This is a genomic window from Streptomyces sp. Q6, from assembly GCF_036967205.1.
GTDB classification, from domain to species: domain Bacteria; phylum Actinomycetota; class Actinomycetes; order Streptomycetales; family Streptomycetaceae; genus Streptomyces; species Streptomyces citrinus.
In genome coordinates, this window is the sequence record NZ_CP146022.1 from 7,167,324 (window position 1) to 7,179,655 (window position 12,332).

A 12,332-nucleotide genomic window follows, 5' to 3' on the forward strand; every position below is an offset into this window, starting at 1 on the left:
CAGTGACTTCGAAGACGACGACCCTCGTGTACGTCCCCCGCGACTCGGCCGCCCGCTCCGTCGGTGCCGACGAGGTGGCGGCGCGACTCCAACAGGCAGCCGATCAGGGTGAGTTCGACCTCCATGTCGTACGCAACGGCTCGCGCGGCATGCTGTGGCTCGAACCGCTCGTCGAGGTCGTGACCGAGCAGGGCCGGATCGGCTACGGGCCCGTCACTGCCGACGACGTGCCCGGCCTGCTCGCCGCCGGAATGCTCGACGGCGCCGACCACCCCCTGCGGCTCGGCCTCATCGACCGGCTCCCGTGGCTGGCGCGGCAGAACCGGGTCACGTTCGCGAGAGTCGGCGTGATCGATCCGCTCTCCCCGCAGGACTACCTCGCCCACGGCGGGCTGCGCGGACTGCGCTCCGCGCTCGCCCGGGAACCCGCCGACGTGGTCGCCGAGGTCACCGACTCCGGCCTGCGCGGACGCGGCGGCGCCGGATTCCCGGCGGGCATCAAGTGGAAGACGGTCCTCGACTGCCAGGGCGCGGGCGCCGAGACGAAGTTCGTCTGCTGCAACGCCGACGAGGGCGACAGCGGCACCTTCGCCGACCGCATGGTCATGGAGGGCGACCCGTTCCTGCTCATCGAGGGCATGGCGATCGCCGCCCACGCCGTCGGCGCCGGTGAGGGCTACGTCTACATCCGCTCCGAGTACCCGGACGCCATCGCCACGATGCGCGCCGCCATCGGCATCGCCCGCGAACAGGGCTGGCTCGGCCGGAAGATCCTCGGCTCCTCCCTCGACTTCGACCTGCACGTACGCGTCGGCGCCGGCGCGTACATCTGCGGCGAGGAGACCTCCATGCTGGAGAGCCTGGAGGGCAAGCGCGGCATGGTGCGCGCCAAGCCGCCGATCCCCGCGATCGAGGGCCTGTTCGGCAAACCGACCGTGGTCAACAACGTCCTCACGCTGACCACCGTCCCCGTCGTCCTCGCCGACGGCGCGAAGGCCTACCAGGACCTCGGCGTCGGCCGCTCCCGCGGTACCCAGGTCTTCCAGCTCGGCGGGAACATCAAGCGCGGCGGCATCGTCGAGACCGCCTTCGGCATCACCCTGCGCGAACTGATCGAGGACTACGGAGGCGGCAGCCTCAGCGGCCGGCCGATCAGGGCCGTACAGGTGGGCGGGCCGCTCGGCGCGTACCTCCCCGAGGCGCAGTTCGACCTGCCGATGGACTACGAGGCCTTCGCCGAGGCCGGCGCGATGCTCGGCCACGGCGGCGTGGTGGTCTTCGACGACTCCGTCGACATGGCGGCGCAGGCCCGGTTCGCGATGGAGTTCTGCGCCGAGGAGTCCTGCGGCAAGTGCACCCCGTGCCGCGTCGGTTCCGTGCGCGGCGTCGAGGTCATCGACAAGATCGTGGCCGGCACCCACCGGGACGAGAACCTCGCCCTGCTCGAAGACCTCTGCGACCTGATGACCGACGGCTCGCTGTGCGCGATGGGCGGACTGACGCCGATGCCGGTGCGCAGCGCGCTGGCCCACTTCCCCGACGACTTCCTCGGCGGCCGTCGACTCCTGGAGATCCACCCCGTACAGACGACCGGCACACGGACGGAGGGCACGGCATGACGCTCCTGAAGGAACCCGACTTCGGCACCCCCGAGCGGCCGGGCGAGGCCACGGTCTCGGTCGAGGTCGACGGGATACCGGTGAGCGTGCCCGAAGGCACCTCGGTGCTGCGCGCCGCCGCCGAGGCGGGCATCGACATCCCCAAGCTCTGCGCCACCGACAGCCTGGAGGCGTTCGGTTCGTGCCGGCTGTGCGTGGTGGAGATCGACGGGCGGCGCGGCACCCCCGCCTCGTGCACCACCCCCTGCGCCGACGGCATGTCCGTGCGCACGCAGACGCCGAAGGTGGAGAAGCTGCGCCAGGGCGTCATGGAGTTGTACCTCTCCGACCACCCCCTCGACTGCCTGACCTGCCCCGCCAACGGCGACTGCGAACTCCAGGACATGGCGGGCGTGGTGGGCGTGCGCCAGGTCCGCTACGGCTACGACGGCGAGAACCACCTCGACGCGCAGAAGGACACCTCCAACCCGTACTTCGACTTCGACCCGTCCAAGTGCATCGCCTGCTCGCGCTGCGTACGGGCCTGCGGCGAGGTACAGGGCACGTTCGCGCTGACCATCGAGGGGCGGGGCTTCGAGTCCAAGGTCGCGGCGGGCGCGGGGGAGTCGTTCCTCGACTCCGAGTGCGTCTCCTGCGGCGCCTGCGTCCAGGCCTGTCCGACCTCGACCCTGCAAGAGCGCTCCGTCGTCGAACTCGGCATGCCCACCCGCTCGGTCGTCACCACCTGCGCGTACTGCGGCGTCGGATGCAGCTTCAAGGCGGAACTGCGCGGCGACGAACTCGTCCGCATGGTCCCCCACAAGGACGGGGGCGCCAACGAGGGCCACTCCTGCGTCAAGGGCCGCTTCGCGTTCGGCTACGCCACCCACCCCGACCGCAAGCTCAAGCCCATGGTCCGCGACCGGATCACCGACCCGTGGCGCGAGGTCGACTGGGACGAGGCGATCGGCACGGTCGCCCGCCGTATGCGCGAGATCCAGGACCGGCACGGGACGGGCGCGATCGGCGCGATCTCGTCGTCGCGGTGCACCAACGAAGAGGTGTACGTCGTCCAGAAGATGGTCCGCGCCGCCTTCGGCAACAACAACATCGACACCTGCGCCCGCGTCTGCCACTCACCCACCGGCTACGGCCTGAAGCAGACCTTCGGCGAGTCCGCGGGCACCCAGGACTTCCGCTCGGTCGCCGAGGCCGACGTCATCATGGTCATCGGCGCCAACCCGACCGACGGACACCCGGTGTTCGCCTCGCGGATGAAGCGGCGCCTGCGCGAGGGCGCGGAGCTGATCGTCGTCGACCCGCGCCGCATCGACCTGGTGCGCTCCCCGCACATCCAGGCGGCGCACCACCTCCAGCTGCGGCCCAGCACCAACGTGGCCGTGGTCAACGCCATGGCGCACGTCGTCGTCACCGAGGGTCTGGCCGACAAGGGGTTCGTCGCGGCGCGCTGCGAGGGCTACGAGGAGTGGGCCGCGTTCGTGGGCCGCGACGAGAACAGCCCCGAGGCCGTCGAGGACATCACCGGCGTCCCGGCCGCCGAACTGCGCGCCGCCGCCCGCCTCTACGCGAGCGCCCCCAACGGCGCCATCTACTACGGCCTCGGCGTCACCGAGCACAGCCAGGGCTCGACCATGGTCATGGGAATGGCCAACCTCGCGATGGCCTGCGGCAACATCGGCCGCGACGGCGTCGGCGTCAACCCGCTGCGCGGCCAGAACAACGTGCAGGGCTCCTGCGACATGGGCTCCTTCCCGCACGAACTGCCCGGCTACCGGCACGTCTCCGACGACGCGGTGCGCGGCGTCTTCGAGGACCTGTGGGGCGGCACGATCCTCGCCGAACCGGGCCTGCGCATCCCCAACATGTTCGACGCGGCGATCGACGGCACGTTCCGCGGCCTGTTCGTGCACGGCGAGGACATCGCCCAGTCCGACCCGAACCTGAAGCACGTCACGGCGGCGCTCGAAGCGATGGACCTGGTCGTCGTCCAGGACCTGTTCCTCAACGAGACCGCCAAGTTCGCGCACGTCTTCCTGCCCGGCGCCTCCTTCCTGGAGAAGGACGGCACGTTCACCAACGCCGAGCGCCGCATCAACCGGGTCCGCTCCGTGATGAAGCCGAAGTCGGGCCGGCACGAGTGGCAGATCGTCTGCGACATCGCCACCGCCATGGGCCACCCGATGGCGTACGACCACCCGTCGCAGATCATGGACGAGATCGCGCGGGTCACCCCCACCTTCGCGGGCGTCTCCTTCGACCTCATCGACAAGCTCGGCAGCGTCCAGTGGCCGTGCGACGAGCAGGCCCCCGAGGGCACTCCGGTCATGCACGTCGACGCGTTCGTGCGCGGCAAGGGCAAGTTCGTCGTCACGGCGTACGTACCGACGAAGGAGCGCAGCACGCGCAAGTTCCCGCTGGTCCTGACGACCGGCCGGATCCTGAGCCAGTACAACGTCGGCGCGCAGACCCGCCGCACCGGCAACGTCGCCTGGCACGCCGAGGACGTCCTCGAACTGCATCCGCACGACGCCGAGGAGCGCGGGATCGCCGACGGCGACCTCGTCACCCTCGCCAGCAGGGTCGGTGCGACGACCCTGCACGCGCGGATCTCCGACCGGATGCCGCCCGGCGTCGTCTACACCACGTTCCACCACCCCGTCACCGGCGCGAACGTGGTGACCACCGAGAACTCCGACTGGGCGACCAACTGCCCGGAGTACAAGGTGACCGCCGTCCAGGTCGGCCGGGCGCGGGCCGAGGCCGCCGGACCGCTCGTCACGGCGGGGGACTGACATGGCGGGCGCGCTCCCGGCGGAGAGCCGGATGGCCAACGACATCGCCGCGCACCACGGTCACCTGCCGGGTCCGGCCGCCGCCGAGGCGATCGCCGGGCACCTGGGCCGGTTCTGGGACCCGCGCATGCGGGAGCGGCTCTTCGCCGCCGTCGACGACGGAGCGGACGAGCTCCACCCGCTCGTGGTCGCGGCGGTGCTCCTGCTGCGCTGATCGGCCCCGCAGCCACCTCCTGACGTCGTGTCATGACCCGCGCGCTGTGCGGCGCGCGGGTGAGGCACGACTCAGCCCACTCAGTGCATACAGTATCCACCCCTCCGTACCCTCGAATGCCCTGGAGGAGCCACCATGAAGATCGCAGTCCTCGGAGCCGGCGCCATCGGCGCCTACGTAGGAGCGGCGCTGCACCGCGGCGGCGCGGACGTCCATCTCGTCGCCCGCGGCCCGCACCTGCGGGCGATCCGGCAGCACGGCGTCCGCGTCCTCAGCGCGCGCGGCGACTTCACCGCCCACCCGCACGCCACCGACGACCCGCACGAGATCGGCCCCGTGGACTACGTGTTCCTCGGACTCAAGGCACACTCCTACGCCTCCAGCGGCGCACTCGTCGCCCCGCTCCTGGGCGAGCACACCGCCGTCGTCGCCGGACAGAACGGCATCCCCTGGTGGTACTTCCACAAGCTGGCGGGCCCCTACGAGGGCCGCAGGATCGAGGCCGTCGATCCGGGCGGCGCGACCAGCAAGGTGCTTGCCCCCGAGCGGGCCGTCGGCTGTGTCGTCTACCCCGCGACCGTCATCGAGTCCCCGGGCGTCATCCGGCACCTGGAAGGCACCCGGTTCTCCCTCGGCGAACCGGGCGGCGGCGTCTCGGAGCGCTGTGCGGCGCTGAGCGAGGCGATGATCGCGGGCGGACTCAAGTGCCCCGTCGAGGAGAACCTGCGCGACGACATCTGGATCAAGCTCATGGGCAACGCCGCCTTCAACCCGATCAGCGCCCTCACCCGGGCCACCATGGTCGACATCTGCCGCCACCCGCTCACCCGGACCGTGGTCACCCGCGTCATGGAGGAGATCCTCGACATCGCGGCCCGCGTCGGCAGCACCCCGGACATCTCCATCGAGAAGCGGCTGCGCGGCGCCGAGGGCGTGGGCCACCACAAGACGTCCATGCTCCAGGACCTCGAAGCCGGCAAGCAGTTGGAACTCGACGCCATCGTCACGGCGGTGGTGGAGATGGCCGACATCACCGGCGCCGAGGCCCCGACCCTGCGGACCGTGCACGCCGCCACGGACCTGCTGGCACGCACCGCGGGCCCCTAGACCGTGCGGGGCGTTGCCCGGCGCCGCGACGCCGGGCAACGCACCGCACGCCCGAGTCGGCTCCCGGCCCTTGCCAGCCGCGCCCGGCGGGGGCACGCTTCGGAAGACGCGCAAGATCACTTCGCCCGTGGTGGGGGAGACGTAGATGCTGTTCCGGCAGTTGGAGTACTTCGTGGCGGTCGCCCGCGAGCGGCACTTCGCGCGGGCCGCCGAGTCCTGCTACGTCTCCCAGCCCGCGCTCTCGGCTGCCATCGCCAAGCTGGAGCGGGAGCTGAACGTCACGCTCATCAACCGGGGCCACAACTACCAGGGTCTGACCCCGGAGGGCGAGCGGCTCGTCGTGTGGGCCAAACGCATCCTCGCCGAGCAGGAGGCGTTCAAGGCCGAGGTGGCCGCCGTCCAGTCGGGCATCACCGGCATCCTGCGCCTCGGCACGGACCCGACGGCGTCCACCACCCTGGCGCTGCCGGTCGCCGCGTTCTGCTCGGCGCACCCGCTGGCCAAGGTCCAGGTCCGCTCACGCCTGTCCACCAAGGAACTCCACCGCCAGCTGCGCGACTTCGAACTGGACGTGGCGATAGCCCACTTCGACCCCGGCGACCAGGAAGGACTCCAGGTCGTCCCGCTCTACCAGGAGCGGTACATGCTCCTGGTCCCCGACGGCCAGATCACCTCGCAGACCGGCAGCGTCACCTGGGCGGACGCGGCCCAGCTGCCCCTCGCGCTGCTCACCCCCGACATGCGGATCCGGCAGATCGTCGACAAGGTCTTCGCCGACCAGGGCTTCGAGGTGACCCCGCAGGTCGAGACCGACTCCATCGCCGCCCTGTACGCGCATGTGGGCGGCGGGGAATGGGCGAGCATCGTGCCCCATACGTGGCTGCGCGCGATGCCCGTCGTCGGCCGCGCGAGGGCGCTGCCGCTGGTCGCGCCCGCCGCCGGCGCCCAGGTCTCGGTGGCGATCCACGCGGGCACCCCGGCTCGGTCGCGGCCCGCGCCTTCGTCAGCGCCGCGACCGCCCTCAACCTCGACGAGATCTTCGACCAGCCGCGGACCCCGGCGCCAAAGACCCGGGTGCGCTGACCCCCGACGCCCGCGCCCTCACACGTACGCGTCCCGCACGGCGGCACGGTCGAGGCCGCCCTGGGCGGTGCGGGGCAGCGCGGGCACCACGACGATGTGGTCGGGGACCGCCACCGCGGCGAGCCGGTCGCGGCAGTAGCGCAGGATCTCGTCCGGCCCGGCGCTCTCCTCCCCGCGCACCACCACGGCGGCGCCCACCCGCTGCCCCTGTCCCGCGTCGGCCACACCGAACACGACGGCCTCGGCGACGGAGGGGCAGCCGGCCAGCACGTCCTCCACGTACTCGGGCGAGATCTTCCGGCCGCCGCGCACGATGAGGTTCTCGATGCGCCCGGTCAGCGACAGATAGCCGTCCTCGTCGAGCGCGCCCAGGTCCCCGGTGCGCAGCCAGCCGTCCGTGAAACCCCGTACGGTGGCGGGCCCTTCGGCGAGATGACCGCGGGCGACGGCGGGGCCGCGCACCCACACCTCGCCCCGCACCCCGGCCGGACAGGCCCGACCGTCCTGATCCACGACCCGCAGCTCGACCCCGCTCGCCCGGCCGACCGAGCCGTGCTTGAGGGCGCCGCGCTCCGGCAGCGGCTCGCTGGAGATCTGGTGCGCGCACTCGGTCGCCCCGTACGCGGACAGCAGCGGAGCGGCGAACGTGCGTTCAAGGGCGCGCTGGGTCGCGGCGTTCAGCGGGGCGCTGCAACTGCGCACGAACCGCAACGGCGGCAGCCGCGGCTCCTCCTCCCGGCTCTCCAGGTCTTCGAGGAGCGTCTCGTGCACGGTCGGCACCGCCGTGAACCACGTGGCGTCCGCTGCCCGCAGATCGTCCCAGAACGTCGCCGCCGAGAAGCGGCCGTCCGCGGGCAGCGCCACCCGGCCGCCGGCCGCCAGGGAGCACAGCAGCGTGCCGAACAGCCCGTGCCCGTGGAAGAACGGCATCACCGCCACCGTCGCGTCGCCCGGCCCCAGCGCGTAGGCGGCGCAGAAGTTCCGTACGGACGCGGCCACGTTGGCCCGGGTCAGCGGCACCATGCGGGCCCGGCGCGTCGACCCGGCGGTGAGCATGACGAGCGCGTCGTCGGCGGTGAGGTCGGGCCGCCCGGCACGGCCGAGCAGGGACACCGCCGGGCCGGGGAGAGGTCCACGGCACCGGCCCGGCCCGCGTCCACCCGCAGCACCCAGTCGGCACAGGACCGCCCGCCCGGGGCGACAGCGGCCCGCGCACCCAACTCCGCGATCCGTGGGGCGAGTTCGCCGTCGGCGAGGGCCGGGTCCAGCGGGGCGACGACCAGCCCGGCCCGCGCCGCACCCAGCAGCGCGACGACGAACTCGACGGTGTTCGGCGAGACCACCGCGACCACGTCCCCGCGGCGCAGCCCCGCCCCGGCGAGCGTGCCCGCCACCTGATCCGCCATGGCCGCGAGGCACCGGTACGTCACCGGCGCCCGAGCACCCGTGACGATCAGGGCGTGGGCGTCCGGCCGTTCCCGCACCGGGCGGTCGAGCAGATCGGCCGGACCCGAGAGCTCCGGGGGCCGGTACTGGTCCGCGGCCATGCCTTTCACCTCCTGACAGGCTCCCAGCGAGCGTGCGGGGGCCGGACACACGCGTCCAATACCTCCTTCCGAACACCCGATAGCGACCGCTTATCAAGCCGGTCACCGCAGGTCACAGCCGCCGTCCCGGCATCGATAGACGGTGGTTATCAGCTGGTCGCCGTTGGGTCTTGGACGCGGCGGCACGGGCTGTCGAAGGTGAGAACAGAGCCGCAGCACCAGCAGCCGCACCGCAAGAACCCGCCCAAGGAGGCCTCGGATCATGACCGCTCCCTCGACCGCTGAGAACGCCGCTGACACCACGGCGGCAACGGACGCGCCGGCCGAGCTCACCGACGGCTACCACCTGGTCGTCGACGCGCTGAAGATGAACGGCGTCGAGACCGTCTACGGGGTGGTCGGCATCCCGGTCACGGACCTGGCCCGCCTCGCGCAGGCCGAGGGCATCCGCTACATCGGCTTCCGCCACGAGTCCAACGCCGGGCACGCCGCCGCGATCGCCGGCTACCTCACCCAGAAGCCGGGCATCGCCCTGACCGTCTCCGCGCCGGGCTTCCTCAACGGGCTCGTCGCGCTGGCCAACGCCACCACCAACTGCTTCCCGATGGTGCAGATATCCGGCTCCAGCGAGCGCCACCTCGTCGACCTCAAGCAGGGCGACTACGAGGAGATGGACCAACTCGCCGCCGCCCAGCCCTTCGTGAAGGCCGCCTACCGCGTCAGCCGCGTCGAGGACATCGGCCGCGGCATCGCCCGCGCCCTGCGCACCGCCGTGTCCGGACGCCCCGGCGGCGTCTACCTCGACATCCCGGCCGCCGTGCTCGGCTCCGTCATGGACAAGGAGGCCGGCGCCGGGACGCTCAGCCGCCTCGTCGACCCGGCACCGCGCCAGCTCCCGGCCCCCGAAGCCGTGGACCGCGCCATCGACCTGCTCGCGAACGCCGAACGCCCGCTGGTCGTGCTCGGCAAGGGCGCCGCCTACGCGCAGGCCGACGACAAGGTCCGCACCTTCATCGAGTCCACGGGCATCCCGTACGTACCGATGTCGATGGCCAAGGGCCTGCTGCCCGACGACCACCCGCAGTCCGTGGCCACCGCCCGCTCCCTGGCACTGAAGAAGGCCGACGTCGTCATGCTCGTCGGCGCCCGCCTCAACTGGCTGCTCAACCACGGCGAACGCGGCTGGAACCCCGACGCCAAGTTCATCCAGATCGACATCGAGGCGAAGGAGATGGACAGCAACCAGCCGATCTCCGCGCCCCTCGTCGGCGACATCGAGTCCGTCCTCGACCAGCTCGCCGACCGCACCAAGCCCGGCCAGATCGCGGCCCCCGCCGCCTGGCGCGAGGAACTGGCCGCGCGCTCCGCGCAGAACGTCGCCAAGATGGCGAAGCGCCTGGAGGCCGACCCGCACCCGATGCAGTTCATGGGCGCGCTCAAGGCCGTACGCGACGTCGTGCACCAGCACCCGGACACGTACATCGTCAACGAGGGCGCCAACACCCTCGACATCGCGCGCAACGTCATCGACATGCACCACCCGCGCCGCCGTCTCGACAGCGGCACGTGGGGCGTCATGGGCATCGGCATGGGCTACGCGATCGCGGCCGCCGTCGAGAGCGGCGGCGCGCCCGTCGTCGCCATCGAGGGCGACAGCGCCTTCGGCTTCAGCGGCATGGAGATCGAGACGATCTGCCGCTACCACCTGCCCGTCATCACCGTGATCATGAACAACGGCGGTGTGTACCGCGGCGACGAGGTCATCGGCGAGGGCCCCGCCCCCACGACCCTGATGAGCGCCGCCCGCCACGACCGGATGATCGAGGCGTTCGGCGGCACGGGCTACCGCGCCACCACCCCCGCCGAGGTCACCGCCGCCCTCTCCGAGGCCATCGCCGCCGGCGGCCCGGCCCTCATCGACTGCGTGATCGACCCGTCGGCCGGCACCGAGAGCGGCCACATCGCGCACCTCAACCCCAAGGGCATCACCGCCGGCAACTTCACGCCCGCCGCGAAGTGACGCCCCGCCGCACCATCCGTCCCGCCGCACCGCCCGTCCCGTTCCCGCACGTTCACGATAAGGAAGCACGCACATGAGTGAATTGCCGCTCGCCGGTATCAAGGTGATCGACTTCACCGGTGTCCAGGCCGGCCCCGCCTGCACCCAGATGCTCGCCTGGTTCGGCGCCGACGTCCTCAAGGTCGAGCGCACCACCGGTGGCGACGTCACCCGCAACCAATTGCGGGACGACCCCGACCTGGACGCGCTCTACTTCACGATGCTCAACAGCAACAAGCGCTCCCTGGCCATCAACACCAAGACCCCCGAGGGCAAGGAGGTCCTGGAGAAGCTCATCCGCGGCGCCGACGTCATGGTCGAGAACTTCGCGCCGGGCGCCCTCGACCGCATGGGATTCTCCTGGGAACGCATCCAGGAGCTCAACCCGCGGCTGATCTTCGGCTCGGTCAAGGGCTTCAACGAGTGGTCCTCCTGGAACGACCTCAAGACGTACGAGAACGTCGCCCAGTGCGCGGGCGGCGCCGCCTCCACCACCGGCTTCTGGGACGGCCCGCCCACCATCTCCGGCGCGGCCCTCGGCGACTCCAACACCGGGATGCACCTGGCCATCGGCATCCTCACCGCGATCATCGACCGCGACAAGACGGGCAAGGGCCAGAAGGTCTCCGTCTCCATGCAGGACGCCGTCCTCAACCTGTGCCGGGTCAAGCTCCGCGACCAGCAGCGCCTGGAGAAGGTCGGCCACCTGGAGGAGTACCCCCAGTACCCCAACGGCGAGTTCACCGACGTCGTCCCCCGCGGCGGCAACGCGGGCGGCGGCGGCCAGCCCGGCTGGGTCCTCAAGTGCAAGGGCTGGGAGGACGACCCGAACGCCTACATCTACTTCACGCTCCAGGAACAGAACTGGAAGCGCACCGCCGAGGCCATCGGCCACCCGGAGTGGGCCGACGACCCGGCCTACGCCACGGCACGCGCCCGTCAGTCGCACATCTTCGAGATCTTCGCGGAGATCGAGAAGTGGCTCGCGGACAAGACGAAGTACGAGGCGGTCGACATCCTGCGCAAGTGGGAGGTGCCCTGCGCTCCCGTGATGAGCATGAAGGAGATCGCCTACGACAAGGATCTGCGCGCCGCCGGCACGGTCGTCGAGGTCGAGCAGAAGGGCCGCGGCACCTTCCTCACCGTCGGCAGCCCGGTGAAGTTCTCCTCGTTCAAGCCGGAGATCACCGGAGCCCCGCTGCTCGGGGAGCACAGCTCCGAGGTACTGGTCGACCTGGGGTACGACGAGGAGGCCATCGGCCACCTCAAGGAGTCGGGCGTCATCGCCTGACCCCGCGGCGGCACAGGAATGCGGCCGTGACCCCGAGGGTCACGGCCGCATTCGTGCTCGGGGTCGCCGGGCTCAGACGCCCGACGAGGCCTCGGCCCGCCGCCGCATCAACTCCCGCTCGCGCTCGCGCCGCGCGGTGACGTCCCGCACGACGGCGCCGCAGTACGCGCTGCCGTCGGACCCCGTCACCAGGACCACGCTGAACTCGATCGACAGGCGCCGGCCGTCCGAGGCGAGCGCGGGCACGTTCAGCAGATCGGCGTCGCCGTACTTGCTGGAACCGCGCGCCATCGCCTCCGCGAAACCGTCCCAGTGCCGTGCGCGGTGCTTCTCCGGAATGATCACGTCCAGGCTGCGGCCGTCCACCTCGTCCGCACTGAAGCCGAAGATCCGCTCGGCCCCCTGGTTCCAGTACCGGATCAGCCCCGCACTATCGATGATCATGATGCCGTCGGGTGCCTGGGCGGCGGTGCCCAGCACTATCTCGGGGTCCAGGTGTGCCATGTTCCCTCCGAGCAGAGGCGGTGTTGTCCCGGCGACTGTATACGAAATCCTGTATGGGAAACAGGTCCTGCGGTGCACCCCTCATGTGAACGGCCGATCACGCACCGTGTCCTCCC

The 12,332-nt window shown here is 71.3% G+C and carries 9 protein-coding genes and 1 pseudogene; 7 read left to right on the top strand and 3 right to left on the bottom strand.

The genetic code is table 11. The annotated features are described in order from the left end of the window. The first annotated feature begins 2 nt into the window (after positions 1–2). From V2W30_RS33195 to V2W30_RS33215, 5 genes and pseudogenes are all read left to right on the top strand, one after another. Entirely contained in the window at positions 3–1,619 is a 1,617-nt protein-coding gene (locus V2W30_RS33195; RefSeq protein ID WP_338702270.1) for an NADH-quinone oxidoreductase subunit NuoF, read from the top strand. Then, positions 1,616–4,411, top strand: coding sequence for a formate dehydrogenase subunit alpha (gene fdhF, locus V2W30_RS33200; protein ID WP_338702271.1), 2,796 nt, complete (start codon positions 1,616–1,618; stop codon positions 4,409–4,411). Before V2W30_RS33195 ends, fdhF begins: the two co-directional genes overlap by 4 nt. A gap of 1 nt (position 4,412) precedes the next feature. After that, a complete protein-coding gene (locus tag V2W30_RS33205) occupies positions 4,413–4,625 on the top strand; it encodes a formate dehydrogenase subunit delta (RefSeq protein WP_338702272.1) in 213 nt (70 codons plus the stop codon). A gap of 135 nt (positions 4,626–4,760) precedes the next feature. Continuing rightward, complete coding sequence (locus V2W30_RS33210) at positions 4,761–5,732, top strand: 2-dehydropantoate 2-reductase (RefSeq protein WP_338702273.1); 972 nt, start codon at positions 4,761–4,763, stop codon at positions 5,730–5,732. 145 nt (positions 5,733–5,877) lie between these two features. Beyond that, positions 5,878–6,815: pseudogene (locus V2W30_RS33215) on the top strand (LysR family transcriptional regulator). An 18-nt stretch (positions 6,816–6,833) separates the two neighbouring features. Here the strand turns inward: V2W30_RS33215 and V2W30_RS33220 are convergent. Then, positions 6,834–7,928: an AMP-binding protein gene (locus V2W30_RS33220; RefSeq protein ID WP_338702275.1), complete on the bottom strand. Its 1,095-nt coding sequence runs from the start codon at positions 7,926–7,928 to the stop codon at positions 6,834–6,836. Further along, positions 7,826–8,362 carry an AMP-binding protein gene (locus V2W30_RS33225; protein WP_338702276.1) on the bottom strand — a complete coding sequence of 179 codons (537 nt, stop codon included), beginning with the start codon at positions 8,360–8,362 and terminating at the stop codon, positions 7,826–7,828. Before V2W30_RS33225 ends, V2W30_RS33220 begins: the two co-directional genes overlap by 103 nt. A gap of 262 nt (positions 8,363–8,624) precedes the next feature. On the opposite strand from V2W30_RS33225, the gene oxc reads away from it, so the two are divergent. Next, positions 8,625–10,382, top strand: coding sequence for an oxalyl-CoA decarboxylase (gene oxc, locus V2W30_RS33230; protein WP_338702277.1), 1,758 nt, complete (start codon positions 8,625–8,627; stop codon positions 10,380–10,382). Positions 10,383–10,455: 73 nt separating this feature from the next. After that, entirely contained in the window at positions 10,456–11,712 is a 1,257-nt protein-coding gene (gene frc / locus V2W30_RS33235; protein ID WP_338702278.1) for a formyl-CoA transferase, read from the top strand. Positions 11,713–11,784: 72 nt separating this feature from the next. Here the strand turns inward: frc and V2W30_RS33240 are convergent, their stop codons facing one another. After that, complete coding sequence (locus tag V2W30_RS33240; protein ID WP_338702279.1) at positions 11,785–12,216, bottom strand: PAS domain S-box protein; 432 nt, start codon at positions 12,214–12,216, stop codon at positions 11,785–11,787. Positions 12,217–12,332: the final 116 nt, after the last annotated feature.

Coding starts and splice junctions, on each gene's coding strand:
- oxc (WP_338702277.1), top strand. CDS start 8,625: ATGACCGCTCCCTCGACCGCTGAGAACGCCGCTGACACCACGGCGGCA.
- V2W30_RS33225 (WP_338702276.1), bottom strand. CDS start 8,362: ATGGCCGCGGACCAGTACCGGCCCCCGGAGCTCTCGGGTCCGGCCGAT.
- frc (WP_338702278.1), top strand. CDS start 10,456: ATGAGTGAATTGCCGCTCGCCGGTATCAAGGTGATCGACTTCACCGGT.
- V2W30_RS33210 (WP_338702273.1), top strand. CDS start 4,761: ATGAAGATCGCAGTCCTCGGAGCCGGCGCCATCGGCGCCTACGTAGGA.
- fdhF (WP_338702271.1), top strand. CDS start 1,616: ATGACGCTCCTGAAGGAACCCGACTTCGGCACCCCCGAGCGGCCGGGC.
- V2W30_RS33240 (WP_338702279.1), bottom strand. CDS start 12,216: ATGGCACACCTGGACCCCGAGATAGTGCTGGGCACCGCCGCCCAGGCA.
- V2W30_RS33205 (WP_338702272.1), top strand. CDS start 4,413: ATGGCGGGCGCGCTCCCGGCGGAGAGCCGGATGGCCAACGACATCGCC.